Source organism: Pseudomonas helleri, from assembly GCF_045830615.1.
In the GTDB taxonomy this organism is placed as follows: Bacteria; Pseudomonadota; Gammaproteobacteria; order Pseudomonadales; family Pseudomonadaceae; genus Aquipseudomonas; species Aquipseudomonas helleri.
Map to the genome: position 1 here is coordinate 1,583,593 of NZ_CP174501.1, position 26,374 is coordinate 1,609,966.

The following is a 26,374-nucleotide window of genomic DNA, read 5'->3' on the forward strand; positions in this document are numbered from 1 at the left end:
GTAAATGCAGTTTGCACATTAGGGAATGAGAGCTATTATCCGGGTGTCTTTGTGCCATGACCCGGTGGCGCCATGATCAAACTGTCCATGAAAAACTCGATGTGCCCTCTCGGCGTTGTATGGAGTGGCCATCTGCTGATTTTTTTTGCAATCGCTTCGAGCTCTCGAGAAAATTTCGAGCGGGGTGAAATTTCATAGACGGCTCGTCGTTTGTGGGTGGCGTACCGCACGGCGAGATCTTCGGGTAAGTTGCCAACATACATAAGTGACAAGTCAACGTTGCAGGAGGTGAGGGCAAGCAGTTTGCTAAATGCATCGCGGCCTTCCACAGGGCTATACGTTCTATTACTGATAACTCTGAATTTTCTGATTTTGTATTGGTTATTTAGCGTATAGATAAGCGCGTGTGCATTCAGGATCGAGGCGGGTTCATTACAGATGACCACCAAGACTTCGTGAGCGGCACGTGTGAAGTTCAGGACAGAATCATTGGCCCCGGAGGCAGTGTCTACAACCAGAACATCCACTTCAGTCTGGATCTCGTTGAACGCGTTTATAATCCCGACGTGATGAGCGGTTAGAAGACCGTGCATCGTTTTTGAGTAGGGGGTGCCGAGTATCAAGTTGATGTCTCGGGGGCCAGTGTGCAGTATTTCGGTGAATGTGCAGTTGCCTTCAATCAAGTTTGAGAGTGTTCTCTGCGGCCTGATATTCAGCAGTGTATCGATGCAGGGCAGTTCAAGGTTGCCGTCCAGTAATGCAACCCTCTGCCCTAAGGTGGCCAGGGCAATGGATAGATTGATGGCCAATGTGCTTTTGCCGGTGCCTCCTTTGCCGCCGGTAATGGCAATGACCTGAACCGAATGCTTTTTTTTCATGAAGATAACGCCGTCCTTAGCGAGTTGCGCAAGTGTAAACTTGCCGGGTTATAATTTTATTCTTATTTTGTAGTGGCTATGTTTGTCTCTGAAAGCACCCGTGTCCCCCGTGAGTAAAAAGCGCGTGGCTCTTAATGCGGCGGTACTTCGGGAACAGTGCAGTGATCGTATTTTTTTATAAGCCCACCACCATCCGCGTTTTTTTCTATGATTGTCCATGGGGTTGATACTTCTTGGGTTTTTTAGAGACTTGCTGTGTGATTTCATTCTCCCATGCGCATGGTTTAATCATAAGTGTCCCCTGAGGCTAATAGTATGTCCTGAAGCGCAACAGCATTGACTCAGTCCTGTAGCAGGATTAATTCTATAGAGTCTGTTGTGCACGTTATTTTATGTCTGAAAATTAGAAGGCACTCGTTCGTGCTCTTGTTTGTTCCGTGGATGAATGAATGTATAGAATTCGAAAATCATATGTTTACTTGCTCTGTCGAGCGTTGGGGACTGTCTATAAGTCCAGTGAAACATTTCATGATTATGTCGATGACACGGAATTTGTTGAAATCCAGTCGGTGTATGAGTGGTTGGCCAATCTTGCTGTAACTTCTTGCGATCCGGATCTAGGACTAAGGGCGTACAGGAACATGCACCCCGCCATGCTGGGGGCGTTGGGATATGCAGTCATGTCATGTGCGACATTGGGGGGAGCCCTTGAACGCCTGGTAAATTATTATCCCTTGATCAGCAGTGGTTCATTGTTAAAGCTGGAATTACATGACCATATCGTAAAAATTGTCAGTATTGAGGTGACCAAAAAAGTGCCCCGCGTCTTTATAGACGCAGGCTTCTCAATTTTACTGGCGCTGATCAGGTGGCTGGTCCCACATTATTATGTGGTGCCGTTGGGGGTTGAATTAGTCTATGCTCCTCCCGGCGAAAGAGGGGGGTTGGAAGAGGTGTTTGGGCGGAATTTAAAGTTTTCAGCAGGTCATAATGTATTGGTTTTTCCTCGGGAAATTTGCAATTACCCGCTGATTACAGCATCGCCGAAGTTAGACCGTCTGCACGCTGATTTTCTTAAAGTTCAACTGGAATCATCGCCCACCGGTTTCGCATCATCGAAGATAAGAAGAGCCGTTGCGCAAAGTTTAGCCCTGGGCGTTACCCCGACATTGGATTCAATTGCGGACGCACTCAAAGTGAGCAAAAGAACCCTGCAGTACTCTTTAAGGAATGAGGGGCTCAGCTTTTCCATGGTGTACAACGATGTCAGGCAAGCTTTGGCGCATGATTACTTGCGGCACTCGGTATACAGTATTAAATATATTTCTGCGACGTTGGGCTTTAGCGATCAGAGTAGTTTCTATAAAGCCTCTTTGAGGTGGTTTGGGATGACGCCTCAGAACTACAGGGATTTGTCTTGAATCTTTAGTGGTGATAGTCAGGAGTTTTGGTTTTAGCTTTTATTTCTATTTATTTGTTGTCATAAAAAATACATATTTTGTTTTTGGCGATTTATGGGTGTGCGTGACTTTGCTTTTCCTGTCAGCTATTTAGCTGCTTTGAAATGATCATCGCTCTAAGCGTGGATGACAGTTAGTAATCGATATATTTTTTAAAAAAAGTTTTTGCGTTATGGCTTTGTCAGGGGTGTTCCAGACCTGTCGGTGACAATCAGAAGCGCGAAAGGGGAGGCCATCCATAGCCTTTTAATGTCTCGATTTTTCCATAGAAACATGGCGAAAAGGCAGACGAATTATATCGGTGTTCATTCAACTTACGGCGGGCTTGCTCACTGCCAATAATAAAAAAGGCGGGCGTCTAAGTGCATCTGTTAATGATGGGCGCTCTTTTAGTGCATGCGGCAAAGGCGTGGGTTCGCCCAGATGATCCAGGCGAAAACCCGCGGCTATCAGTGTGTTGACGTAGGTTTGCAGAGTCCGGTGAAACTTGGTCACGTTCTCTACAAACCAACGGCTTTGGCGTTCTGTTTCATAGTGGTAATTGTCCAGTGGCCAATGCAGGCGTTCACCCTCAGGGCTGAGGACCCAGCCGCTGGGCTGCGCCGTACAGAGCGGGTGTTCGACTGAAAAAACGAATTGACCACCGGGGACAAGGCTTGCGTACACGCGTTTGACTACCGCTGCATAATCATCGACGTAGTGCAGCGCCAGCGATGACACCACCAGATCAAAAGCTTGAGCCTCGGGTGTGAAGCTTTCGATCGGGTGATGGACATACACAATCTTGTCGTCATGGGTGAGGTGCCGGGCCTCAGACAACATCTTTTGTGAAATATCGACAGCAGTGACCTTCTGGGCGCCCTGGCTGCGAGCAGCGCTTCTGCTGTGCTGCTGTTGGCGCAGCACTGGGGAAGCTCGTCTGAGGATGTGCTGATCAGCCAGCCAGCGCATTGAGTACGTGTACCGGGTCATTATGGATGGCTTTTAACAGGGCTTTGGCGGGGCCGGTGGGCTCTCTACAGCCTTGTTCCCAGTTACGTAAAGTACCGAGTTGAACGTCAATCAGCGCTGCAAATTAGGCTTACGTCAGACCTGTTGCTTTACGGATCTCTTTTACTTGCAGTGCGTCAACGTAAACTCACGGGACGGACGACGTTCGCCTCGGACAATCCTAAATCGACTTGGCCCACTACTTTAGCGGCTTAGTTGTTACTAAACTTCATCGCCTTCACCACATCGCAGGGCGTAAGGCCGGAATCCTAAGTGGCCGTTGCCGCAGCAATGGAGATGTACGAAAAATCAAGGCCTCTCACCACGCCTCTCCCGAAGGAGAGGGAACCGATTGGGGGATGCTGAAGATATCCGGTGACCTGTTTGCTGCGCGAAAGCGCGGCGTCGAGGACGGGGCGGCAGATCCACACACACGTGTGATTGACTCAGCCCTTCACCAATCCCCGAATATCCACCGTCTCCAGAATGTTCTTCGGCGCACCGTGGCGCGCTATTTCGAGCATCGCCAAGCCGATTTCTTCGTCGACAACACGTACTTCGGCAGTAACTTGCGGACAATCGACAGCAAGGGCGAGGTCAGCACATAGAACGCGTTGTACATCGGCGTCTTCGAACGCGCGCAGTGCAACGGCTGGAAATCCAGGAAGCCCTCGAGATTTGGCGAATCGATGGTGATCATGTTCGCAAGAGAAAATCAATTGCTCCAAAAATACCTCACCTCATCCAGCGTCACGCCACCACGCACGAGCGTGCGGCAACTGCCAGGCTCTTCTGTTCCACCAAGGCCCTTATAGAAACGAATGGCCCTTTCGTTGCCAGATAAAACCCATAAGGTGATGCGTTTATAACCTTGATCAAGCAAACGCTTAAAACCCGCCTGCCACAATTGGGCGCCAATACCCTTACTCCAATATTCTGCCAAAACGTAGATCGCCATGACTTCTCCCGATGCTGCTTCGGGCGTGTTTTCATCACGACAAGGCCCCAGCGAAAGCCAACCAATAATGATTCCCTCCACTTCGGCGACTAAAACGTCAGCGTCTTTGCCTTCAATTGTGCGGGCCCAATAGGTCTCTCTTTGAGGCAATGTCGCACTAAGGGAGGCTAAATAGTCAGTGGGCATCAGATCAAGATAAGCGTGTTGCCAACTACTGACATGAACTTGAGCGATGCGTTTCGCATCCTCGGGTAATGCGTCACGAATCATAGCCATCCCTCTCAAGCGTTGTGTCTCGCATAAAAGCTGCTCCAGACAGGATGCCCGGACGCTTACGGAAACTGTAGGAGCGAGCTTGCCTCGCGATCTTTTAAAAGTTCAAAAGATCGCGAGGCAAGCTCGCTCCTACACACATGTGATTGACTCAGCCCTTCATTAATCCCCGAATTTCCGCCGTCTCCAGAATGCTTTCGGCGCACCATGGCACGCTACTTCGAGTATGGCCAAGCCGATTTCTTCAGTCGACAACACGTACTTGGGCAGTAGCTTGCGGGCAATCGACAGCAAGGGCGAGGTCAGCACATAGAACGCGTTGTACATCGGCGTCTTAGAACGCCCCGTGCAACGGCTGGATTACCCCAGGACGAAACATGTAAGCCGCCTTTACACACAGCAGCAAGGCGCCAAGTGGCTTGCAACTCAGGTAATCGGCACGAACTCCTCAACCGCATCCGGCCAAGGGCTCAGTACTTCAAAGCCGTTGTCGGTCACCGCTACCATGTGTTCCCACTGGGCCGACAGCGACAAATCCTTGGTGACCACGGTCCACTGGTCAGCCAGGGTTTTGACATGGCGCTTGCCCGCGTTGAGCATCGGCTCGACGGTGAAAATCATGCCGGTTTTAAGCTTCATGCCCTGGCCCGGATAACCGTAATGGAGGATCTGCGGTTCGTCGTGATAGACCGTGCCGATGCCGTGGCCGCAGTACTCGCGCACCACGCTGAAGCCTTCTTTTTCGGCAACGGTCTGGATCGCGTGGCCAATGTCGCCCAGGGTTGCGCCGGGGCGGACCTGGCGAATACCGGCGCACATGGCCTCATACGTGGTCTTGACCAGATGCCGCGCTTGCGGGCTCGGTTCGCCCACGTAGTACATGCGGCTGGTGTCGCCGTACCAGCCATCCTTTACCACGGCGATGTCGATGTTGACGATGTCGCCATCGTGCAGCACCCGGCCCGACGGGATGCCGTGGCACACCACTTCATTGACCGAGGTGCACACGGTTTTGGGGAAGCCGTGGTAGCCGACGTTGCCGGGAATGGCCTTTTGCACATTGACGATGTAGTCATGGCAAATCTTGTCGAGCTGGTCGGTGGTCACCCCTGCTTTGACGTGCGGGGTGATCATCGCCAGTACTTCAGCCGCGAGCATGCCGGCGACTTTGGACTGGGCGATTTGGGCCGGTGTGTTGATAACCACGTGCGCTCTCATGGGCGGGCTCCTGCTGCAGCCTGTGCCGAATCAGCCAATTGGCACAGCTGTTTTAAATCGAGACCGCCCTCAAGCTCGGCGCGAATCAGTAAGCGACTGATCTGGTTGTGATCCAGGTCCGGGTACAGCTCTGTGAGCATGCCAATGCGCATCCAGTGCTCTGCCTGAGCATTGATCGAGCGACTGAGCGCGTTGCTGGCGATGCGCAGATTTTCGTGCATGGCGTCCGAGATTTTTACGATGCCCATCAAATGACCCAAGATGAAATGTATATGGAATGTAAGCGAAACGTATATTAGGCGATGAGCCACGAAATCTGCAATACGCAGTCATGGACAGGCCCAAGGGTCGATCCCTATGCTGGGGCCATTACAAAAACAATCAAGAACGCCATGAACCCCAACTCTTCCCTCCATGTGTTGTTGCAGTGGCTTGCCCGGCCGCACCGTAGCCTGGTGGCGCGCTATACGTTGTTGTCCGTTGTGGTCATGAGCGTGGCGCTGATTACCCTGGCGATTTTTTATGAGCAACTGGCCAAGGACTTGCTCAACCGCCTCACCGGCGAGCGGCTGGATGCCCAGGCATTGTCGACGGCCAACCGCCTGTCCTCCTTTCTGGATGATCGCTTCTACCAGCTCTCGGCGCTGTCCAATCACCCCAACATGCCTGAATTCATAGTCGATCAATCGCGGCTGATCAGCGACGTCGACTCGCTGCTCAAGCTGGAAGGGGACTTGCCCTTTATGTACGGCGTGCTGTTTTTTGATGAGCAGGACCGCTTGATCAAAGTACTGCCGGGCCAGTCTGCATCGGGGGAGCCGTACTGGGGCAGTGAACACTGGTCCATCGCCGGTTTGCCGGTGCAATGGGTCGGTGACGTCGAAGTGATAGGGCCGCTGCTGCCCAAGGCGGGCGGCTCGGGCAGCTTTCTGATTCGCAAGAGCATCCGCATCGGGCGTACCAACCAGAAAGTGCGCATAGCCCTGCATTTACGCTTGGCCTCCTTGAGCGAGTTGCTGGTCAGTGCCGGTATGGGCGGCGTGGTTGCGCCGTTGTTGCGCGTGCCTGGCGGCGCATTTATCGATCCCACCGGGCGGCCCGTCAAGGCGCCGGGGCAATGGCATGAAGGGCCGATGATTTTGCCCGGCTGGCAACTGGTATTCAGTGTCGAGCCGGGGGCCATCCTCAAGTCTCTGAACGATGCGCGCTGGTGGCTGTACTGGGTGGCGGCGGGGTTTATCGGGTTCATCCTCATTGTGTTCTTTACCCTCTCGCGGCAGTTGCGTGCGCGGGTCAGCACCTTGCTGCAAGGCGCCCATCAACTGTCCATGGGCGACTTAAGCTATCGCCTCGCGCTACAACCTAAAGATGATGAAATCAGCCATGTGGCCCGCGCCTTTAACGTGATGGCCGAGCGTCTGGCGCAGGTCATGGACCAGACCGTGCGCAGCGAAAACCTCGCCGTGCTGGGCACCTTTGCCACGGGCGTGGCCCATGAAGTGCGCAACCCGCTGGCGACCATGAAAACCACGGTGCAAGCCTTGCTGCGCCGCGAGCAAGAACCTGAGCGGCGGCACCTGCTGAGTGATCTGGTCAAGGAAATCGACCGCTTGTCACGGGTCACCAATGATTTGCTCGAATACGGCCGTCCGCACCCGGCCAAACCGCGGGTGGTTTCGGTGGCGCATCTGTTCGAGCACACGGCGGCGATGGTCGCCCCCCACTTGCAAGCGCGCAATATCGAACTGCTGTGCGAGTCGGCAGGGGATTTGCAACTGTTCGTTGACCCGGATCAAGCTCGGCAAGTGTTGCTCAATCTGTGTTTGAACGCTGTGCAGGCCAGCCCGGAGGGCGGCGTGGTGCGCTTGTGCGCCGAGACAGGCCAAGGGCGGGTGCGGGTGCTGATCATCGATCAGGGCTGCGGCATTTCGCCCGAACACCTGGAGCAGATTCGCCAGCCATTTTTCACCCTCAAACCCCAGGGCACCGGCTTGGGGCTGAGCATCAGCCAGCAACTGCTGGAGGCCAACGATGCGCGCATGCACATCGTCAGCCGTGTGGGTGAGGGCACACAGGTGGCGCTCGACTTCCCTGCGTTCACCCGGTTTTTGTAGCCGCCTGCGTGCCTCGTCAGCGGCTACCGATCATTTTGAATACGTAAAAGTGAGACACAGATGCCTGATGTTCACGTGTTAATCGTCGACGATGAAGAAGCGCTGGTGCGCTCGCTCAGCTATGCATTGCGCGGGGAGGGCATGCGTATCAGCACGGCCAACAGTGGCGAAGCGGCGCTGCAACAGGTGCTGGATGACATCGACATTGTCTTGCTGGACCTGGGCCTGCCGGGCATCGATGGCATGGCCACGCTGGATGGCTTGCGCCAGCGCAGCCCGCATCTGCCGGTGATCATGATCTCTGCCCATGGCGATACCCGGGCGGCGGTGCAGGCGGTCAAGAGCGGCGCCACCGATTACCTGACCAAACCCTTTGAGCTGGATGACTTGCTTGCCACCATCAGCAGCACCTTGGCCCTGGAAACGCCTGAGCCACCGGTGCCCGGCCTGCAAGGGCAAAGCCCGGCCATGAGTACGCTGCACGCGGCGGTGCAACGGATTGCCCGCAGCTCGGCCACGCGGATTCTGCTGCTGGGTGAGTCCGGTACCGGCAAGACCTTGGTCGCCCAAGCGTTGCACGCGCACAGTTCACGGGCTGCCAGCGCGTTTATCGAAGTGAACTGCGCCGCCTTGCCCGAGCAGTTGATCGAGGCCGAGCTGTTTGGCTCGGAGAAAGGCGCCTACACCGGCGCCCATCAAAAGCGCGCCGGGCTGGTCAGCCAGGCCAACGGCGGCACGCTATTTCTCGACGAAATCGGCGAGTTGCCGCTGAGCCTGCAAGCCAAGTTGCTGCACTTTCTGGAAAACGGCAGCTACCGCGCGGTGGGCGCCAGCCAGGCCAGCAGTGCCGACGTGCGGGTGGTGGCGGCGACCAACCGGGACCTGGCCGACGATGTGCGTTTGGGGCGGTTTCGTGAAGACCTGTTTTACCGTTTGAACGTCATCACGGTGGACATCCCGGCCTTGCGTGAACGCGGCGAAGACCTGCTGTTGCTGGCGCAGTATTTTGCCCAGCGCCAGGCGGTTGAAGAGGGCGTGAGCCCGATCCAGTTTTTGCCCGATTGCGTGGCGGCGCTGCGCCGTCATCGCTGGCCCGGCAACGTGCGCGAACTGAAGAATCTGGTTGAGCGCCTGACCATTCTGTTGCCGGGCCAAGGCATCAGCGCGGCGATGCTGCCCGCGCCCTTGCAAGGGCAAGAGGTGGAGTCATCTCACGTGCTGGGCGACCAGCTCGAACGTGCCGAGCGTGAGTTGGTGACTGATGCGCTCAGCCGCTCGGCGGGCCACAAAGGTCTGGCCGCGCAATTGCTCGGCATTTCGCGCCACGCGCTCAAACGCCGCCTGCAACGGCTGGGCATTGAGCGCTAAGCGCTCACACCCGCGCGCGTGTTGAGCGCAAACCGCTCAACACACCCGTAAATCCTGTAGGAGCGAGCTTGCCTCGCGATCTTTTGACCCTTTAAAAGATCGCGAGGCAAGCTCGCTCCTACGCGTTGTTCACCTTGGCACAGCCCTTGCTCTGTCCCTTCCCGCACTCCAACAAGAGGCGTTTTCAACGCCCAAAGGAATTTATGTCCCCGTTGCGTCAATGGGCCTTTGGCCTCCTGACCCTGAGCACTCTGCTTGCCAGCCCCATATCCAGCGCCGACGTCGGCCGCCTGGAATTAGGCGTGCCGGCCGCTGACGCCGACCTGACCCTGGGCTGCCTGTACCCGATGACCGAGCGCGCCGCCATTTATGGCCACGACAGCATCCTCGGCATTCAAGTCGCACTCAATGAATTACAAACCCGCCGCGTGGCCGGTGAGCCCGTGCCACGCCTGCGGGTGATTGTCGATGACGACCAGTCCAAAGCCTCCTATGGCGTCAGCCTGGCCAAGAGCTTTATCCACAAGGATGGCGTGCAAGTGCTGTGCGGCATGGTTTCATCCGGCGTGGCGCTGGCCGTCAGCCAACTGGCCCGCCAGGAAAAAGTACTGATGATCGGCTCCGATCACGCCTCGTCGCGCATGACCCTGGAAAACGGCCACCCGTACTATTTTCGCGTGACCAATGACACCTGGACCTCCATGGCGGCAGGCGCGCGGTACCTGCAAGCCTTGCAGAAAAAAACCGGCTGGAAGCGTCTGGCATTTATTGGCCCTGACTACGAATACGGCCATGTGTCCCGCGATGACTTGCACGAAGCCCTGAACCAGTTGGGGGTGAAGTTCGATGACGTCATCGAGTTGTGGCCGCGACTGTACGAGCCAGATTACTCGCCCTACATCACCGCGCTGGAACAGGCCAAGCCCGACATCATCGTCTCGGCGATCTGGGGCGGCGACTTTCATGCCTTCGTCAAACAGGCTGCCGGTAGCCGCTTGCTGGAAACCTCGCGGTTGGCGAACTTCGACACCGGAGCCAATTACGATTTTCTGGTGTCGCTGGGCAACAAGGCGCCTGCCGGGCTGATTCTTTCGGCGCGCCATCACAACAACTGGCCCGACACCCCGCGCAACCGCTCGTTTGTCGAGCGCTTTCATCAGTTGAGCGGGCGCTACCCGACCTACGCCGCGCAAGGAGCCTACAGCGTGGTGATGGTGATGGCCAAAGCCTTTGAGACAACCGGCGGGGTGACCGACACCCAGGCCCTGATCCGTGCCCTCGAAGGCCTGGACATCGCCTTGCCCGAAGACCCGCCCGGCAGCTTTTCACGCATAGACCCGGTGACCCATCAAATCCAGCAGAGCCAGGCCATTGGCACGCCGGTGAGCAATACCGATTACCCGCCTGCCCAACTGATGCTGGGTGACTGGTCGGTGTATTCGGCGCAAGAGCTACAGCTCGACAGCGCCACCCTGAAGCGGCGTCTGGCCGCGCGTAAACCCGTCGCCGAGCCCTAGCGGCTCGCACCTTGACCGAGAAGCAAGCATGAATAATTCCAAGAAAAGCATGTTGAAACACCCTTTGGCCTTTGCCATCACGGCTGCCGGGCTGGCGCTGTCATTAAGTGCCGGGGTACAGGCTGCTGAAAACGGCAAGTTCCGCATTGGCGTGGTGACCTTCTTGTCGGGGCCGGCCGCTGGCCCATTTGGCGAGCCGTCAGCGAATGCCGCCAAGGTGCTGGTCGAAGGCTTGAACAAAGGCCTGTTGCCTGCGCCTTACGACAAGATCGGCATCAACGGTGCCGAAATTGAAATGGTCATGATTGACGAAGCGGGCGGGGCGGCCAAGCAGGTCGAGGAATTCCGTAACCTGGTGCAGCGCCAGAAGGTCGATGCGGTGGTGGGCTATATCTCTTCCGGAGACTGCCTGGCCATTGCGCCGGTTGCCGAAGAGCTGGGCGCCATGACGGTGTTCTACGACTGCGGCACCTCGCAGTTGTTCAAAGAAGACAAAACCCCGCAGTACGTATTCCGCACCAGCCTCGATGCGGCGGTGGACAACATTGGCGCCGCCCGTTACCTGGCCAAGGTGCGCCCGGACGCACAGAAAGTTGCCGGTATTCAGCAGAACTACGCCTGGGGCCAGGATAGCTGGAACGACTTCACCCACTCCATGGAGCAACTGATGCCCAAGGCCAAAGTGGTGGAGTCGCAAATGCCCAAAGTATTCCAGGGCCAGTACGGCGCTGAAATCTCCGCGATCTCGGTCAAGCGCCCGGACATCATCCACTCCAGCTTCTGGGGCGGCGACATGGAAGCACTGGTGTTGCAAGCCAACGCCCGTGGCTTGCTCGAAGACGCCACGGCGGTTCTGACCTGCGGCGAGTCGGCCATCGACCGTTATAAAGATCAGGCGCCTAACGGCATGATCATTGGCGGCCGTGGCCCATTCGGTGCCTTTGCGCCGGATAACACCCTCAACGGCTGGTTCAAAGGCCAGTACCAGGCCGCCTACAAAACCGCGCCGACGTATCCGGCCAGCAAAATGGCCCAAGCCATTCTGGGCCTCAAGCACGCGGCGGAAAACGCCAAGGTTGAGCCGGGCAAAATCCCGACCCCGCTGCAAATCGCCCAGGCGTTCAAGGGTGCGACCTTTGAGTCGGTGTCCGGCACCGTGCAAATGGCCCGTGCTGATGGCCATCAAGCCATGCAAGGGATTGCCTACGGCGAATACCAATACGACCCGGCGACCAAAAAAGGCGGCGTGCAAAACGTCATCGCCTTCTCGGGCGAATGCGTGACCCCACCGGACGGCACCACCGCGCTGGACTGGATCAAGGCCGGCTTCCCCGGCGCGCAGTGCAACTGATAAGCACAACTTGTAGTCGCTGCCGCAGGCTGCGAAGGGGGGCGTAGCCCTCCGTTTCCTTAAGTCCTTGCGGGCTTCATCGCAGCCTGCGGCAGCGACTACAGAAACCGTTGTGCGATTGATCTGATGTTTCTTGCCAAGGTAGGACCTCAATGATGAGTCTTTTCGCGGTGCTGATTGACGGCACCATTTATGCCTCGTGGCTGTTTCTGGTCGCGGCCGGGCTCACGGTGATCTACGGGGTGATGCGCATCCTGAACATGGCCCACGGCAGTTTTTATGCCATTGGCGCCTACACCGCTGCGTCTCTGGTGGGCTGGTATTTCAATAACGGCATTGGCCCGGTCTGGGTCGGGTATCTGCTGATGCTCGGCTGTGCGCTGGTGGCCGGGCTGATCGTCGGCCTGATCATCGAGCGCGGCCTGCTGCGCTTTATGTACGGCCGCGACGAAGTCTTGATGGTGATCATCACCTACGCGCTGCTGCTGATCCTCGAAGACACCATGAAGATGATCTGGGGCGTGAACCCGTATTTCGCCTATCAGCCCTATGCCGAGATGGGGCGCAGCGCGCTGGCCGGACTCAAGGTGTCGAATTACGACCTGATGCTGGTGGGTATCTCGCTGGTACTGGGCCTGGGCCTGTGGTTATGGCTGGAGCGTACGCACCAGGGCAAGGTGCTGCGCGCAGTGATCCACGACCGTGAAGTGGCCATGGCCATGGGCGTCAACGTACGGCGCATGTTCACCCTGGTGTTTGTGCTCGGCACCATGCTCGGCACGTTGGCGGGCGCCTTGACCGCACCGGCGATCTCGGTGGTACCGGGCATGGGCGTTGAAGTCATCGTGCTGGCATTTGCCGTGGTGGTGATCGGCGGCATGGGCAGCATCGAAGGCGCCGCAGTGGGCGCCTTGCTGGTGGGCTTGAGCCGCGCCGCTGCCGTGCATTACGCGCCGGAGTTCGAGCTTTTTGTGATCTACGGGGTGATGGCGCTGGTGTTGGCGGTGCGTCCTCAAGGGCTGTTCGGCCGTGTACTGGCGAGGAAAATCTAAATGCGCCTGAGTAAAACCGAATTGATTCTGCTCGGCGTTGCCGTGCTGCTGGCCGCAGGCGGTGTGATTGCCCCGCAATGGCTGGTGTTTTTGCTGACCATGGCGCTGGCCAAGGCCATGGTGGTGCAAGGCGTGGTCATGCAAATGCGCGCCGGGCTGGTGACCTTTGGCCAAGGCTTGTTCTTCTGCATCGGCGGTTACGCGGTGGGCATGAGCGGGCACTTTCTGGACATCACCGACCTGGCCCTGCTGCTGGTGATCGGGGTGGGTGCAGCGGTGTTGCTGGCCATGCTGCTGGGGCTGCTGATGACCCGCTACCGGGAGATTTTCTTCGCCATGCTGTCGCTGGCGTTCTCGATGATTTTGTACGGCGTGCTGGTCAAAAGCTCGGCGCTGGGCAGCACTGACGGTTTTAACGTCAAGGCCTGGACCCTGTTTGGCTGGACACCCGCTACCGGGCAGGCGCCGCTGGCGCTGTTCATCATCATCGTCGCCTGCTCGGGGTTGCTGGCGGTGTTGCTGCACCGCTACAGCCGCAGCAGCGCCGGGATGATGTGCGAAGCCATCCGTGAAAACGAAGTGCGCGTCGAATACCTCGGCCAGTCACCGCGCTGGGTGCTGTACATGAACTACGTCGCGGCCGCTGCCGTGTCGGCGTTGGGCGGCGGTTTCATGGCGCTTTCGGCCGGGCACATCGACCCGGAAATGGCCTACTGGATCACCTCCGGCGAATTCGTCTTCATCGCCTTGCTGGGCGGTACCGCCCACGTCGCCGCGCCGTTTATCGCGGCCATTCTGTTTGCCGTGGTGCGCACCTACGCCATCGAGCTGGTGCCGCACAGTTGGCAGATGATTCTGGGTTTCACCCTGTTGGCGATCATTGTGTTCCTGCCTAAAGGCTTGTGGAGCCTGTTCACCGGGCAAGCGCGGAGGGCAAAGGCATGAACTGCATTCTTGAAACCCAAGGGCTGTGCAAGGAATTTGGCGCCGTAACGGCGGCCAAAGACGTCAACGTGCGCATCCACAAAGGCGAAGTCGTCGGGGTGATTGGCTCCAATGGCGCCGGTAAAACCACGTTTATCAACATGGTCACCGGCTACCTGAAACCCAGCCGTGGCGAGATCCTGTTCAACGGCCAGTCGATCCTTGGCCGCACGCCCAGGGCCATCACCCGGGCGGGCATGGCGCGTTCGTTCCAGGTCGCGCAGTTGTTCCCGCAGCTGAGCGTGCTGGACAACCTGCTGATAGCCGTTTCGGCCGCGCAAAGCCCGTTTCCGTCGCTGCTGGCGCCGATGCGCAATGCGTCACGCATTGCCCAGGCGGATGCGATTCTGGCCGAGTTCGACATCAGCCGCTGGCGCGACACGTTGGTCACGGCGGTACCCCAAGGCGTGCGCAAATTGATCGACATTGCCATGGCGTTGATCGGTGACCCGCAAATGCTGCTGCTTGATGAGCCCACCAGCGGCGTCAGTGCCGAAGAGAAAACCGCCCTTATGGACACCGTGATGCGCGTGGTCGCACAACATCAGGTGACGGTGCTGTTTGTGGAACATGACATGGACGTGGTGCGACGCTACGTGTCGCGAATTCTGGCGTTCTACAGCGGTGAAGTGCTGGCCGACGGGGCGCCTGAAGCGGTGCTGGCCAACCCCCGCGTGCAAGAGTTCGTCACCGGCGGGCCAAACGCTCACAAGAGGGCAGCGCAATGAGTCTGGATATTCGCAACCTGCACGTCTCGATCGAAGGCGTGCCGATTTTGCATGACGTGTCGTTGCACGTGGGCGCCGGGCAAATGGTCGGTTTGATCGGCCATAACGGCGCCGGTAAAACCACTTTGATCCGCACCATCATGGGCCTGCTCGACGCTGACTCGGGGTCGATCACATTTGCCGGTCAGGACCTGCGCAACCGGCCGGGTTTTACCCGCGCCGCAGCGGGTATCAGCTATCTGCCCGAAGACCGCCGATTGATCCCGGCGCTGACCGTTGAAGAGAACATCTTGCTGCCGGTCTGGGCCAACAAATTGCCTGACAGCCAGCGCCGTCTGGAGTGGGTCTACAGCATGATCCCGGAGATCGCCCAGTTTCGTGAGCGCAAGGCCATGCAACTGTCCGGCGGGCAACAAAAGCTGGTGGCGCTGGCGCGGGCGTTGATGCCGGGGCACACGTTGCTGTTGCTCGATGAGCCGTTTGAAGGGGTGGCGCCGGTGTTGTCCCGGCGCCTGAGCGAAGTGATCGCCAAGCTCGGCCGTGAAGGGCTGTGCGTGCTGATATCTGAATCCGATGACACTCACTCTGCCGATCTGGTCGATGCGCTCTTTCGCATCGAGCGCGGCAGCGTGACCGCAGGGTAGGGACCGTCATGTCAAAATTTACCTTTGAAACCACACCACGGGTGATCTGCGAAATCGACGGCGCGCTGCGCCTGGGCGCCTTGTGCCGAGAACTGAATGCCGAGCGGGTGTTGCTGGTCAGCGACCCCGGTTTGCTACGCGCGGGCTTGCTCGACGCGCCGATCAACGCCATGCGCGACAGCGGTTTGCAGGTCACTTTGTACAGCGACGTGCAGGCCGACCCACCAGTGGCCTGTGTTGAAGACGCGGTGGCGGTGGCGCGCGAATGCCGTGCGCAGGCGGTCATTGGCCTGGGCGGCGGCAGCTCGCTGGACATCGCCAAACTGGTGGCCTTGCTCTGCGGCCACGAACAACGGCTGGAGGACATCTACGGCATCGGCCTGGCCAAAGGCCCGCGCTTGCCGCTGATCCAGGTTCCGACCACCGCAGGCACAGGGTCGGAAGTCACAGCGGTAGCCATCGTCACTACTCCGAGCCACGAGAAAAAGGGCGTGGTCAGCCCGCTGCTATACCCCGATATCGCGTTGCTCGATGCGCGGCTGACGGTCGGCCTGCCCGCCGCTGTCAGCGCCATGACCGGTGTGGATGCCATGGTCCATGCCATCGAGTCCTATACCAGCGCGCACAAAAAAAACGTGCTGTCGGATGGCCTGGCGGTGCAGGCATTGACTTTGCTGGCGGCCAACATGGACCGCGTGCTGGCCGAGCCCGGTGATTTGCAGGCGCGTTCGAACATGCTGCTGGGCTCGATGCTGGCGGGCATGGCCTTCGCCAACGCGCCGGTGGCAGCGGTGCATGCACTGGCGTATCCGCTGGGCGGGCATTTTCATGTGCCCCACGGCTTGAGCAATGCCTTGGTGTTGGTGCCGGTGTTGAACTTCAACCGCCCGGCCGCCGAAGCCTTGTACGCGCAATTGGCCAGTGCGGTGTTACCGGGGCAGCGCTTCGCCAGCCCCCGTGAGGCGTGCGACGGCTTTATCGACTTTATGACCCGGCTGGTGGCGCGCATGCCGTTTGCCCAGCGCTTGAGCGAAGTGGGTGTCACCGAATCAGACATCAATCAACTAACCGTTGACGCCTTGAAAATCGAGCGCCTGCTGATCAACAACCCCCGCCCGCTAAACCGCGACGACATCCACGCCCTCTACACCTCGGTGTTGTAAACGCCGGGCCCTGTAGGAGCGAGCTCGCCTCGCGATCTTTTAAACGATCAAAAGATCGCGAGGCGATGCATTTCATCAGTTAACAGGAGTCAGCGATGAACCATGAATTCAGAAGCGTGCCGCGCATCATTTGCGAAGCCGGGGCACTGCAAGAACTTGGCACGGTGTTCCGTGGCCTGGGGGCACAGCGGGTGCTGCTGGTGTGCGATCTGGGAATTGTCAGCCTCGGCTTTGCCGGCCGCGCCCAAGCGGTACTCGAAGCCGCTGGTTGCGCGGTGGCGGTGTTTGATCAAGTCACGCCGGACCCGTCTTCAGCCGTGGTTGAGCAAGCCGCCCGTCAGGCCAAGGCATTTCAGGCCGACGGCGTGCTGGGCCTGGGCGGTGGCAGTTCACTGGACGCCGCCAAGCTGGTCGCTCTGCTGACCAACAGCGAGCAGCCGCTGGAAAACCTCTACGGCACCAACAAAGCCCGTGGCAAACGGGTATCGCTGGTGCTGATGCCGACCACCTCGGGCACCGGTTCGGAGGTGACATGGGTGTCGGTGATCACCGATCCGCAGAATAAAAAACAGGCGGTCTATTCGCCGCAACTGCTGCCGGACGTGGCCATTCTCGATCCGCTGCTGACCTTGGGCCTGCCGCCCAAAGTGACGGCGGCCACGGGGCTGGACGCCATGGTGCATGCGATTGAGGCCTACACCAGCCGCACCCGGAAAAACCCGATTTCCGATGGTCTGGCCACGGCCGCATTGAACTTGTTGGGCTCCAACCTGCGCAAAGTGCTGGCCGACGGCACGGACCTGCCAGCGCGTACGGCCATGCTGCAAGGGTCGTTGATGGCGGGCATGGCGTTCGTCAATGCGTCGGTGGCGGCGATCCACGCCCTGGCGTATCCGCTGGGTGCGCGCTTTCACATCCCCCACGGCCACGCCAACGCTTTGGTCATGGCCCCGGTGCTGCGCTTTAACCTGGCAGCGGCTCAGCGCCAATACGCCGAACTGGCGGCGCACCTGTTGCCGGGCGAGCATTTTGCCGACGAAGCCAGCGCCGCAGAAGCCTTTGTGCGAGCCATCGAAAGCCTGGTCGAGGACAGCGGCCTGGAGCTGCGTTTGTCTGAGTTGAAGGTGGATGAGCCGTCACTGGCGGTGATGGCCAGCGAGGTGGTGGTGGGCATTCGTCGCTTGATCGACAGCAACCCGTGCGACATGAACGAGCAGGAGGTTGAAGCAATTTACCGGGGTATTTTCTAAGCCAGAGCAGCGGCGCCCTCAGACGCCGCTGTTTTGTTCAGCGCAATAGATTGACCTTGGCCAGATCAATCAACTCCTTGGCGCGGCCATCCATCACGGTTTTAAGCATGAACAGGCTAAAGCCTTTGGCTTGTTCGAAAGTTTTGGTCGGCGGCATCACCAGTTCCTGACGGGCGCTGACCACGTCCACCAGCACCGGGCCGTCATGGCTGAAGGCTTCACGCAGCGCGGCTTCCAGCTGCGACGGGTGCTCGACGCGAATCCCTTTGACGCCCATCGCTTCGGCCATCGCGGCAAAGTTGGGGTTGTCCAGGTCGCAGCCAACGTCCGGGAAACCGGCCGCCTTCATTTCCATTTCAACAAAGCCCAGGGTGCCGTTGTTCAGCACAATGACTTTGACCGGCAGCCCCACCTGATTCAAGGTCAAGAAGTCGCCCATCATCATGGTGAAACCGCCATCGCCCGACATGGAAATTACTTGGCGGTAAGGGAAGGTCGCCTGCGCGCCGATGGCTTGCAACATGGCGTTGGCCATCGAGCCGTGGTTGAACGAGCCGACCAGGCGGCGCTGGCCGTTCATTTTCAGGTAACGGGCGGCCCATGCGGTCGGGGTGCCGACATCACAGGTGAAAATCGCATCCTCTGCCGCCAGCTCGCTGACCAGACGGTTCAAGTACTGCGGGTGGATGATGTCGCTGTTAGGGCCGCTTTCAGCCAGGGCGTCGAGGTCCTGACGGGCTTTTTTGTAATCCTTAAGGGCTGACTCAAGGTGATCGCGATCCGGGTTTTGCGCCAGCTTGGGCAGCACGGCCTGCAACGTCAGCTTCACATCGCCAAGAAGCCCCAACTCCAGGCCGCAGCGATTGCCCAGCGCTTCGGGGCGCAGATCGATCTGCGCGATGTGACCGTGCTCCGGGTAGAACTGCCGATAGGGGAAGTTGGTGCCGAGCATCAGCAGCGTGTCGCAGTTTTTCATCGCCAGATAACCCGATGCAAAACCGATCAGCCCGGTCATGCCGACGTCATACGGGTTGTCGTACTCGACATGCTCCTTGCCGCGCAACGCATGCACGATGGGTGCGTTCAGGCGTTCGGCCAGGGCGAGGATCTCGGTGTGGGCATCGACGCAACCGGCGCCGCACAGCAGGGTGACTTTTTTGCCGTCATTCAAAAACGCCGCCAACTCATCGATATCGCTGTCGCCGGGGCGAACCAGCGGCTGGGTCGGGGTGAGCCAGTTCGGGACTTTGGCTTCGGTTTCTTGCAGCGCCACATCCCCCGGAATCACCACTACCGCCACCCCGCGCTTGGCGATGGCGATGCGCATGGCGCGCTCCAGAATTTGCGGCAGTTGTTCGGGGCGCGAGACCAGTTCCACGTAGTGGCTGCACTCCTTGAACAGGCTCTCGGGGTGCGTGGCCTGAAAGTAGTCAATGCCGATTTCACTGCCCGGAATGTGCGCGGCCAGCGCCAGCACCGGCACACCGCTGCGATGGGCGTCGAACAGGCCGTTGATCAAATGCAGGTTGCCGGGCCCGCAACTGCCGGCACACACCGCCAGTTCGCCGGTCAGATGCGCTTCAGCGCCTGCGGCAAAGGCTGCGGCTTCTTCGTTGCGCATGTGAATCCACTTGATCTGCTCCTGGCGGCGCAGCGAGTCGGTAAAGCCGTTCAAAGAATCGCCGACCACGCCATACACACGTTTAACGCCGGCTTGCTGAAAAGTCTCGGTGATGAAATCGGCTACTGTTCTGGACACGGAGGACGCCTCTCAAAGTCAGATAAAAGATGGCTTGGGTTGCCTTTGCCCAAGCAGGATAGACACTGCATCCGACCTTGCCGGTTTTTAAAACGTTCGATGAAAATCTGTTCATGTGCCACAACCGTGCCGCTCTCTAGCGCGCGGCTGGGCGATTAATGTTTAGTCAGCCTGCAACTGAATATCTGAAACTCTGTGTTGCATCGGGTCACCCAGTCGTGTGAGGCTACGGCTTCAGTGTTGACCAAGGTCGAAGGTATGGGTGGTTTGCGAGGAGCGCATGAACGACGCAGTGTGTCGCAGACACCGCTATTGCGTGGCGTTCGGTCCCGTTACTTTGCCCCTTGCCCCTCCAGCCGTTGTGCACTCCCTTCCAAATTGGCCTTTTGGGCCCTGTTCCACTGCCGGCATGCCCGCCCGCCGGATACTCGTGTTTCGCATTAAGTCCTGACTGCCTGCTGCCTTGAAAAGGCGCAGTTGCCTCGGCGCGCCCGTGCGCCTGTCTGATACGAAATGATGAGCATGACCATGACTGCTACGACCCCGTTTGCCCCGCTGAATGAAGCCCTCGATTTTCTGGAACTGAACCCGGATATCGAGATGTTCGAGCTGTTTATCATCGACAACAACGGCGTGCCGCGCGGCAAGTTGCTGCACCGCGATGAGTTGCTGGCGGTGTATGAAAGCGGGCGGCCGCTCCCGAGCACGATTCTGGGCCTGAGCATTAACGGCGATGACGTCGAGAACACCGGGCTGGTGTGGGACGTGGGCGATATTGACTGCCGGGCCTACCCGATCAGCGGCAGTTTGCAGCGCATGCCGTGGCGCTTGATCCCCACCGCCGCCGTGCAAGTCAGCATGCACCCGACCCAAGGCATGCCAGCCACAGTGGCCGATCCACGGCATTTGCTGGCCAAGGTTATTGATGGCCTCAAAGCTGACGGTTATTACCCGGTGATGGCGGCCGAGATGGAGTTTTACCTGCTCGATCAGCAGCGCGACAGCAACGGGCGCCCGCAACCGGCCCGTGATGCCGACGGTCAGCGGCCCCGTGCAACCCAGGTGTACGGGCTGCGTGAGCTGGAGCAAATCGAGCCGTTCCTCGCGGACTTGTACAGTGCCTGCAAACTGCAAGGGATTCCGGCGCGCACGGCGATATCTGAATACGCACCGGGGCAGGTCGAAATCACCCTTGAACACCGCGCCGATGCTTTGCAGGCCATGGACGAAGCGGTGCGCTACAAACGCCTGGTCAAGGGCGTGGCGCACAAGCACGGCATGGTCGCGTGTTTTATGGCCAAGCCATTTGATGACCTCGCTGGCACCGGTCTGCACATGCACGTGAGCCTGGCCGACAAGGATGGCAATAACCTGTTCGCCAGCGAAGCACCGGCCGGGACGCCGCTGCTCAAACACGCGGTGGGCGGCATGCTCAGCACCTTGCTCGACTCGTTGCTGATGTTTTGCCCGAATGCCAACTCGTATCGCCGTTTCCAGAGCAACAGCTACGCGCCGCTGGCCGCGACCTGGGGGGTGGACAACCGCACCGTGAGTTTGCGTGTTCCGGGCGGCCCGGCGTATTCGCGGCACATTGAGCATCGAATCTGTGGCGCAGACGCCAACCCGTACCTCGCCGCTGCGGCCATTCTGGCCGGGATTCATCGCGGGATCCGTGAGCAGCGTGATCCGGGTGCGCCGATTGAAGGCAATGGTTATGCCCAGGCCAGCGAATTACTGCCGACCGACTGGCTGACCACCTTGCGCGCGCTGCAAGCCTCGGAGTGGGCCAAAGAGGCGTTTGGCCCGGAGTTCCTGAAGGTGTATCTGGCCGTGAAAAACGGCGAGTACCGCCAGTTCATGGGCGAAGTGGGCGAGCAGGACTGGCGCTGGTATTTACAGCAGGCGTAATCAGCGCTGCTGATTAATCTGTAGGAGCGAGCTTGCCTCGCGATCTTTTGGTCGTTTAAAAGATCGCGAGGCAAGCTCGCTCCTACAGAATTGCGTGTTTAATCACGCTGCTTTTCATACTTTCCTAACATTTTTTTCACTGGTTGCCCCTTAACCTTTGTGTTGAATATCCCTAAACACAAGAGTTCGCGGGCCCATGTCATCGCAGCTGCCTTCCACCATTGAGCTTGAGTTCGCCGAGCGTTACGACCGCGAACATGCGCAGGTCTGCCTGGCTGTGCGGCCAGCAGGGCTTGTCCGGCGTCTGGCCGGGTGGCGTGAGCAGCGACTGGTTCGCCGGGCACTTAAAGTGGCGGGGGAGCCGGGGCTGGTGTTGGATGTGGCTTGCGGCGTCGGGCGTTTCTGGCCGGTGCTGGCCGAGCATGCCAATCGGGTCATTCTGGCGTCGGACGCTTCGCAAGGCATGCTCGACCATGCGCAAACCCATCATCCTGCCAGCCTGCTAAAACGCATCACGCTGTTTAAAAGCTCGGTGTTTTCCATCGATTTGTCTGAAAACGCCGTGGACAGCATCTTTTGCATGCAGCTGTTTCATCATGTCAGTGACAGCGAACACCGCCTGGCCATTTTGCGTGAACTCTCTCGGGTTAGCCGCGACACGTTGATTGTGTCGGTGTCGATCGGGCGCACCACCCGCCAGCGTGACAGCCAGCGGGTGGTCATCAGCAAGCATGAGCTTGAAACGCAGTTCGCCCTGGCGGGCTTCAGCATCCTCAAGCATTACGATGTGCTGCCCGGCTTTGCGCAGGGCAGCATTTATGTGTTGCGCAAAGGCGCTTAGTTCAGTGCCTTGAAAATCGCGTAGGCCAGTTCTACGCGGGCACTGTTGGGGTAGTTTTTGTTGGCCAGGATGACCACGGCCTGCTGTTTGTCAGGCAGGACCGCGATGTAACCGCCAAACCCCGAGGTGGAGCCGGTTTTGTTAAGCCATACGGCTTTTTGTGGCGCCAGCGGCGGGTTCAACGCCACAGCCTTGTTGGTCTCGTAGGCCATGGTGTTTGAGTTGCCTTCCAGCAGGTCTGCCTGTGTGACCGGGTAAGGGTATTGCTCCCAAATCAGGTCCTGGGTCATGGGGCCGATCTGGAAGTAGCCGGTGTGGGTGTTCTGCACGGCACGTTCGATCGCCGATGCGGGCTTGCCCGTGTTCAGGTTCAGTTGCGCGAAATGAATCAGGTCGCGAGCGCTGGTCCGCACGCCGTAGGCTTCGTCGGCCAGCACGTCAGGGGTGAGCCTGCGCGGCTGGTTCTGCTTGTCATACCCTTGGGCATACAGCGGCATTTTGTCCTGCGGCACGCTCAGATAGGTGCTGCTCAGGCCCAAAGCGGGGTAGAGCATGTTTTGCATGGCCGACTTGAACGGCATCTGCAAGCTCTTGGCGGCGATCACGCCGAGCATGCCAATGCTGGGGTTGGCGTAGGTTCTGTGGGTGCCGGCTTGATAAGTCGGCTGCCAGTGTTTGAGGTAGTCCTGCAGTTGCTCATCGTTTTTTACGTTATCTGGCACTTGCAAGGGAAAACCCCCGGCCGTGTGCGTTGCCAGATGCAGCAGCGGCACTTTGCCGAACGCACTGCCTTGCAACTGCGGCAGGTAGTGGCTGACTGGCTCGGCGAAAGACAGCTTGCCTTCGACTTGCGCGTAGGACGCCAGGGTGGCGGTAAACAGTTTGCTGATCGAACCGACTTCAAACAGCGTGTCGGGGGTTGTTCTGGCATCGGTTTCTTTGGAGGCCAGGCCGAAACTGTAGAACTGCTGTTTGCCCTTGTCGCTGATGGCAATGACCAGGCCAGGCACTTCGTACTGCTGCATCAGCGCTTTCGCGGCTTTTTGCACGCTGTCTTCAATGTCGGGGGCAAAGGGCTCGGCATGGGCAACGCTGGCAAGGGTGCTCAGCGCAAGGGCGCAGGCTGCAGTGGAGAGTGTTCGGGTAATGCGCATACAGGGCAGTCTCGATTTTATTAGTGGGTATAGCGCCTGGCACAACGCCAGATTCACTCATTACCTTGTCACGTCATATTTCGTAACGACGCCATCGGGGTAAATCAAGCGCGATATTTTAGAGGTTGAAACGCGTCAAGTCATGGGCGGAGATAAAGTTACTGACAAAAAATAACGAAGTATTGAAGGTCATAGCCTTTTAATGCGTAGGTTTTTTCGTCGCCAAGATTGCGAGTCGATGCTCGGAATACCCTGGTAGCGATATATACTGCGCGCCATTCTTCAAGGGAGAGCCGTGTGGCCATCGATATTCACTGGATTCGCGACAACGATAGCCTCGGCCAACATTGTGCCGAATGGCAACACTTGCCATTCATAGCCCTCGACACCGAATTTATGCGGGTCGACACCTTTTACCCGATTGCCGGGCTGATTCAAATTGGCGACGGTGAGCGGGCTTTTCTGATTGACCCCTTGACCATCGACAACTGGCAGCCGCTGGCTGCACTGCTGGAAAACCCGGCGGTGGTTAAAGTGCTGCATGCGTGCAGTGAGGACCTGGAAGTGCTGTTGCGTCTGACGGGCAGCTTGCCTGCGCCGTTGTTCGACACCCAACTGGCAGCGGCCTATCTGAACCTGGGCTTCTCGATGGGTTATTCGAGGCTGGTTAAAGAGGTGCTCGACCTCGACCTGCCTAAAGGCGAAACCCGTTCTGACTGGTTGCAACGCCCGTTGTCGGAAACGCAGATCAGCTACGCCGCTGAAGATGCCCAGCATCTGGCTGAGGTGTATGTGCAGTTGCGTCCGCGTCTGTCGGATGACAAGTACAACTGGGTGCTGGAGGACGGCGCCGAACTGGTGGCCAACCTGCGCCGTGAGGTCGACCCTTACGAGGTGTACCGAGAGGCCAAACTGGCCTGGAAACTCTCGCGTCAGCAACTCGCGGTGTTGCGCGAAGTGTGCGCCTGGCGTGAGCTGCAAGCCCGTGCCCGGGACCTGCCACGCAACCGTGTGGTGCGTGAGCATGCGCTGTGGCCATTGGCCAAAACCCAGCCAGATAACCTAGTGACCCTGGCGCGCATTGAAGACATGCACCCGCGCACGGTGCGTCAGGATGGCGAGTTCCTGCTGGATCTGATCAAGCGGGCAAGCAGCCTGGGCCCGGACCAATGGCCCCCGGCCGTGCCTGAGCCGTTGCCGGTCGAGGCTGCTGCGCTGGTCAAGCGCCTGCGCGCCATCGGTCAGGCCGAGGCTGAGCGTCTGAACATTGCGCCTGAGCTGATGCTGCGCAAGAAAACCCTCGAAGCCTTGCTCAAGAGCGGCTACCCCGAGGGGCCTTATCAATTGCCCGATTCACTGCGCGGTTGGCGCCGTGAGTTGATGGGCCAGGCGCTGCTTGATTGCCTGGCCGACGCTGGAGAACCGTCTTGAAACATATTTGCTCGATCTACCGCAGCCCAAAACGCAGCGGCATGTACCTGTACGTGTTAAAAGCCGAAGCACTGGAGCGTGTGCCAGAAACCCTGTTGAGTGGTTTTGGCAAACCGCAGCACGCCTTCGACCTGGTGCTGACCCCGGAGCGCACACTGGCCCGTGAAGACATCGGCAAAGTCCTGGAAAACCTCAAAGAACAGGGCTACCACCTGCAAATGCCGCCGGCCGAAGACGAATACATCGAGCACTTGCCTGAAGAGCTGTTGCGTCGTAACGACCCTGTGTAAAGGCTCTGGTGCAGAACAGACTCACTTTGATTGCCGGTGGCTGAACGCAATGGAGCAAACCCGGGCGCGGCGGCTGGCAATGTTTTAATAAGGTTAGAAGCATGCGTGTCCTGATTGCCGAGCAAGATTACTCGCTGTACGCCCAACTCTTGCAACAAGCGGCCCCTGAACTGCAAGTGCACACCAGTGGCGACTCGGCGCAACTGGCGCAGTTGGCTGCCGACTGCCCGGTGTGGCTGGGTCAACCGGACCTGATGGCCACCCTGTTGCGCCAAGGGCACACGCCGCAATGGCTGCAATCGACCTGGGCGGGGATCACCCCGTTACTCGCTGATGGGTTGGGGCGCGATTACCGGCTGAGCCGTGCGGTCGGTATTTTTGGTCAGGTCATGGCCGAATACGTGTTGACCTATATGCTCGGTCACGAACGTGAAGTGATGGCGCGGCTGGTCAGCCAGGTCGAGCGCAAATGGGACAATCGCACGGGCCAGAGCCTGGTCGGGCGCAAGGTCTTGATCGTCGGGGCAGGTGACATCGGCCAGACCGTGGCGCAGTTCCTGCAACCGTTCGGGGTTGAGCTGTACGCCATTGCCAGCAGCGCGCGGGAACAGGCGCCGTTCACCGAGGTTGCGACCTTGGGTGATCTGCCGCGTTTGGTCAGCCAGATGGATTACGTGATCAACCTGTTGCCCAATACCCCTGAAACCCACGACCTGTACGATGCCGAGCTTTTTGCCCTGTTCAACCCTAACGCCGTCTTCATCAATGCCGGGCGGGGTGTGGCGGTGGTGGATGCTGACTTGGTTGAAGCGCTGCGCCTGGGGCACCTGGCCGGCGCCATCATTGACGTCTGCCGCCAAGAACCATTGCCGGCCAAACACCCGTTCTGGACAGCCTGGGGTCTGCTGCTGACCGGCCACAGCTCGGCACCCACCTCACCGCCGATGATGGTGCAACTGTTCATCGACAACCTGCGCGCGTACCAGGCGGGCGAGCCGCTGCGTGGGGAAGTGGACTTCGAACGCGGGTATTAAAGGCTCAAT

At 58.6% G+C, this 26,374-nt stretch carries 24 protein-coding genes and 1 pseudogene; 16 read left to right on the forward strand and 9 right to left on the reverse strand.

From position 1 onward, the window contains the following. Positions 1–35: 35 nt before the first annotated feature. Positions 36–878 (reverse strand): MinD/ParA family protein, encoded by an 843-nt coding sequence (locus tag ACJJU9_RS07340; protein ID WP_407730346.1) that lies wholly within the window; start codon positions 876–878, stop codon positions 36–38. Positions 879–1,327: 449 nt separating this feature from the next. Between ACJJU9_RS07340 and ACJJU9_RS07345 the strand changes: the two genes are divergently transcribed. Then, positions 1,328–2,299 (forward strand): AraC family transcriptional regulator, encoded by a 972-nt coding sequence (locus ACJJU9_RS07345; protein WP_153357294.1) that lies wholly within the window; start codon positions 1,328–1,330, stop codon positions 2,297–2,299. A gap of 348 nt (positions 2,300–2,647) precedes the next feature. On the opposite strand, the gene ACJJU9_RS07350 is transcribed toward ACJJU9_RS07345, so the two are convergent. The 6 genes and pseudogenes from ACJJU9_RS07350 to ACJJU9_RS07375 all read right to left on the reverse strand — a co-directional run bounded on the left by ACJJU9_RS07350 (position 2,648) and on the right by ACJJU9_RS07375 (position 6,025). Further along, positions 2,648–3,289, reverse strand: a complete 642-nt coding sequence (locus tag ACJJU9_RS07350) for a class I SAM-dependent methyltransferase (RefSeq protein ID WP_407730347.1) — start codon at positions 3,287–3,289, stop codon at positions 2,648–2,650. Continuing rightward, positions 3,273–3,508 (reverse strand): annotated as a pseudogene (locus tag ACJJU9_RS07355) (helix-turn-helix domain-containing protein). The gene ACJJU9_RS07350 and the pseudogene ACJJU9_RS07355 overlap by 17 nt, the downstream one beginning before the upstream one ends. 266 nt (positions 3,509–3,774) lie before the next feature. After that, a complete protein-coding gene (locus ACJJU9_RS07360; RefSeq protein WP_407730348.1) occupies positions 3,775–4,056 on the reverse strand; it encodes a hypothetical protein in 282 nt (93 codons plus the stop codon). Further along, on the reverse strand, positions 4,044–4,556 hold the full coding sequence (locus ACJJU9_RS07365; RefSeq protein ID WP_407730349.1) for an N-acetyltransferase family protein: 513 nt from the start codon (positions 4,554–4,556) through the stop codon (positions 4,044–4,046). Before ACJJU9_RS07365 ends, ACJJU9_RS07360 begins: the two co-directional genes overlap by 13 nt. Positions 4,557–4,985: 429 nt before the next feature. Next, a complete protein-coding gene (gene map / locus ACJJU9_RS07370) occupies positions 4,986–5,777 on the reverse strand; it encodes a type I methionyl aminopeptidase (protein WP_407730350.1) in 792 nt (263 codons plus the stop codon). Next, positions 5,774–6,025 carry a ParD-like family protein gene (locus ACJJU9_RS07375; protein WP_048368667.1) on the reverse strand — a complete coding sequence of 84 codons (252 nt, stop codon included), beginning with the start codon at positions 6,023–6,025 and terminating at the stop codon, positions 5,774–5,776. The genes map and ACJJU9_RS07375 overlap by 4 nt, the downstream gene beginning before the upstream one ends. Before the next feature lie 144 nt (positions 6,026–6,169). Here ACJJU9_RS07375 and ACJJU9_RS07380 point away from each other — a divergent pair, with 144 nt between their 5' ends. The 10 genes from ACJJU9_RS07380 (at position 6,170) to ACJJU9_RS07425 (ending at position 17,948) form a co-directional block, all read left to right on the forward strand. After that, complete coding sequence (locus ACJJU9_RS07380; protein ID WP_407730351.1) at positions 6,170–7,891, forward strand: sensor histidine kinase; 1,722 nt, start codon at positions 6,170–6,172, stop codon at positions 7,889–7,891. Between the two features lie 60 nt (positions 7,892–7,951). Next, positions 7,952–9,259 (forward strand): sigma-54-dependent transcriptional regulator, encoded by a 1,308-nt coding sequence (locus tag ACJJU9_RS07385; RefSeq protein WP_407730352.1) that lies wholly within the window; start codon positions 7,952–7,954, stop codon positions 9,257–9,259. Between the two features lie 203 nt (positions 9,260–9,462). After that, a complete protein-coding gene (locus ACJJU9_RS07390; protein ID WP_407730353.1) occupies positions 9,463–10,776 on the forward strand; it encodes an ABC transporter substrate-binding protein in 1,314 nt (437 codons plus the stop codon). Between the two features lie 28 nt (positions 10,777–10,804). Next, complete coding sequence (locus ACJJU9_RS07395; protein WP_353232986.1) at positions 10,805–12,127, forward strand: ABC transporter substrate-binding protein; 1,323 nt, start codon at positions 10,805–10,807, stop codon at positions 12,125–12,127. Between the two features lie 152 nt (positions 12,128–12,279). Next, complete coding sequence (locus ACJJU9_RS07400; RefSeq protein ID WP_048368662.1) at positions 12,280–13,179, forward strand: branched-chain amino acid ABC transporter permease; 900 nt, start codon at positions 12,280–12,282, stop codon at positions 13,177–13,179. Next, a complete protein-coding gene (locus ACJJU9_RS07405) occupies positions 13,180–14,124 on the forward strand; it encodes a branched-chain amino acid ABC transporter permease (RefSeq protein ID WP_407730354.1) in 945 nt (314 codons plus the stop codon). After that, a complete protein-coding gene (locus ACJJU9_RS07410) occupies positions 14,121–14,891 on the forward strand; it encodes an ABC transporter ATP-binding protein (RefSeq protein ID WP_048368660.1) in 771 nt (256 codons plus the stop codon). Before ACJJU9_RS07405 ends, ACJJU9_RS07410 begins: the two co-directional genes overlap by 4 nt. After that, positions 14,888–15,535, forward strand: a complete 648-nt coding sequence (locus ACJJU9_RS07415) for an ATP-binding cassette domain-containing protein (RefSeq protein WP_407730355.1) — start codon at positions 14,888–14,890, stop codon at positions 15,533–15,535. The genes ACJJU9_RS07410 and ACJJU9_RS07415 overlap by 4 nt, the downstream gene beginning before the upstream one ends. 8 nt (positions 15,536–15,543) lie before the next feature. Further along, positions 15,544–16,698 (forward strand): iron-containing alcohol dehydrogenase, encoded by a 1,155-nt coding sequence (locus tag ACJJU9_RS07420; RefSeq protein ID WP_407730356.1) that lies wholly within the window; start codon positions 15,544–15,546, stop codon positions 16,696–16,698. 95 nt (positions 16,699–16,793) lie between these two features. Beyond that, complete coding sequence (locus tag ACJJU9_RS07425) at positions 16,794–17,948, forward strand: iron-containing alcohol dehydrogenase (protein ID WP_407730357.1); 1,155 nt, start codon at positions 16,794–16,796, stop codon at positions 17,946–17,948. 37 nt (positions 17,949–17,985) lie between these two features. Here ACJJU9_RS07425 and poxB read toward each other — a convergent pair whose 3' ends face one another. Continuing rightward, positions 17,986–19,707, reverse strand: a complete 1,722-nt coding sequence (gene poxB / locus ACJJU9_RS07430; RefSeq protein ID WP_048390061.1) for a ubiquinone-dependent pyruvate dehydrogenase — start codon at positions 19,705–19,707, stop codon at positions 17,986–17,988. Positions 19,708–20,235: 528 nt separating this feature from the next. Here poxB and ACJJU9_RS07435 point away from each other — a divergent pair. Next, positions 20,236–21,615, forward strand: coding sequence for a glutamine synthetase family protein (locus tag ACJJU9_RS07435; protein WP_048368803.1), 1,380 nt, complete (start codon positions 20,236–20,238; stop codon positions 21,613–21,615). 196 nt (positions 21,616–21,811) lie between these two features. Next, entirely contained in the window at positions 21,812–22,456 is a 645-nt protein-coding gene (locus ACJJU9_RS07440) for a class I SAM-dependent methyltransferase (RefSeq protein ID WP_407730358.1), read from the forward strand. Here ACJJU9_RS07440 and ampC read toward each other — a convergent pair. Then, a complete protein-coding gene (gene ampC / locus ACJJU9_RS07445; RefSeq protein WP_407730966.1) occupies positions 22,453–23,604 on the reverse strand; it encodes a class C beta-lactamase in 1,152 nt (383 codons plus the stop codon). The two genes, ACJJU9_RS07440 and ampC, sit on opposite strands and share 4 nt — an antisense overlap. Positions 23,605–23,907: 303 nt before the next feature. Here ampC and rnd point away from each other — a divergent pair, with 303 nt between their 5' ends. The 3 genes from rnd to ACJJU9_RS07460 all read left to right on the forward strand — a co-directional run bounded on the left by rnd (position 23,908) and on the right by ACJJU9_RS07460 (position 26,365). Then, positions 23,908–25,041 (forward strand): ribonuclease D, encoded by a 1,134-nt coding sequence (gene rnd / locus ACJJU9_RS07450; RefSeq protein ID WP_048368653.1) that lies wholly within the window; start codon positions 23,908–23,910, stop codon positions 25,039–25,041. Continuing rightward, positions 25,038–25,331: a YcgL domain-containing protein gene (locus ACJJU9_RS07455; RefSeq protein ID WP_407730359.1), complete on the forward strand. Its 294-nt coding sequence runs from the start codon at positions 25,038–25,040 to the stop codon at positions 25,329–25,331. The genes rnd and ACJJU9_RS07455 overlap by 4 nt, the downstream gene beginning before the upstream one ends. 101 nt (positions 25,332–25,432) lie before the next feature. Further along, complete coding sequence (locus ACJJU9_RS07460) at positions 25,433–26,365, forward strand: D-2-hydroxyacid dehydrogenase (RefSeq protein WP_153331816.1); 933 nt, start codon at positions 25,433–25,435, stop codon at positions 26,363–26,365. Positions 26,366–26,374 lie beyond the last annotated feature (9 nt).

Excerpts from the sequence above, each read along its gene's own strand:
- ACJJU9_RS07340 (WP_407730346.1), bottom strand. The coding sequence starts at position 878 with ATGAAAAAAAAGCATTCGGTTCAGGTCATTGCCATTACCGGCGGCAAA.
- ACJJU9_RS07345 (WP_153357294.1), top strand. The coding sequence starts at position 1,328 with ATGTATAGAATTCGAAAATCATATGTTTACTTGCTCTGTCGAGCGTTG.
- ACJJU9_RS07350 (WP_407730347.1), bottom strand. The coding sequence starts at position 3,289 with ATGCGCTGGCTGGCTGATCAGCACATCCTCAGACGAGCTTCCCCAGTG.
- ACJJU9_RS07365 (WP_407730349.1), bottom strand. The coding sequence starts at position 4,556 with ATGATTCGTGACGCATTACCCGAGGATGCGAAACGCATCGCTCAAGTT.
- map (WP_407730350.1), bottom strand. The coding sequence starts at position 5,777 with ATGAGAGCGCACGTGGTTATCAACACACCGGCCCAAATCGCCCAGTCC.
- ACJJU9_RS07375 (WP_048368667.1), bottom strand. The coding sequence starts at position 6,025 with ATGGGCATCGTAAAAATCTCGGACGCCATGCACGAAAATCTGCGCATC.
- ACJJU9_RS07380 (WP_407730351.1), top strand. The coding sequence starts at position 6,170 with ATGAACCCCAACTCTTCCCTCCATGTGTTGTTGCAGTGGCTTGCCCGG.
- ACJJU9_RS07385 (WP_407730352.1), top strand. The coding sequence starts at position 7,952 with ATGCCTGATGTTCACGTGTTAATCGTCGACGATGAAGAAGCGCTGGTG.
- ACJJU9_RS07390 (WP_407730353.1), top strand. The coding sequence starts at position 9,463 with ATGTCCCCGTTGCGTCAATGGGCCTTTGGCCTCCTGACCCTGAGCACT.
- ACJJU9_RS07395 (WP_353232986.1), top strand. The coding sequence starts at position 10,805 with ATGAATAATTCCAAGAAAAGCATGTTGAAACACCCTTTGGCCTTTGCC.
- ACJJU9_RS07400 (WP_048368662.1), top strand. The coding sequence starts at position 12,280 with ATGATGAGTCTTTTCGCGGTGCTGATTGACGGCACCATTTATGCCTCG.
- ACJJU9_RS07405 (WP_407730354.1), top strand. The coding sequence starts at position 13,180 with ATGCGCCTGAGTAAAACCGAATTGATTCTGCTCGGCGTTGCCGTGCTG.
- ACJJU9_RS07410 (WP_048368660.1), top strand. The coding sequence starts at position 14,121 with ATGAACTGCATTCTTGAAACCCAAGGGCTGTGCAAGGAATTTGGCGCC.
- ACJJU9_RS07415 (WP_407730355.1), top strand. The coding sequence starts at position 14,888 with ATGAGTCTGGATATTCGCAACCTGCACGTCTCGATCGAAGGCGTGCCG.
- ACJJU9_RS07420 (WP_407730356.1), top strand. The coding sequence starts at position 15,544 with ATGTCAAAATTTACCTTTGAAACCACACCACGGGTGATCTGCGAAATC.
- ACJJU9_RS07425 (WP_407730357.1), top strand. The coding sequence starts at position 16,794 with ATGAACCATGAATTCAGAAGCGTGCCGCGCATCATTTGCGAAGCCGGG.
- ACJJU9_RS07435 (WP_048368803.1), top strand. The coding sequence starts at position 20,236 with ATGACTGCTACGACCCCGTTTGCCCCGCTGAATGAAGCCCTCGATTTT.
- ACJJU9_RS07440 (WP_407730358.1), top strand. The coding sequence starts at position 21,812 with ATGTCATCGCAGCTGCCTTCCACCATTGAGCTTGAGTTCGCCGAGCGT.
- ACJJU9_RS07460 (WP_153331816.1), top strand. The coding sequence starts at position 25,433 with ATGCGTGTCCTGATTGCCGAGCAAGATTACTCGCTGTACGCCCAACTC.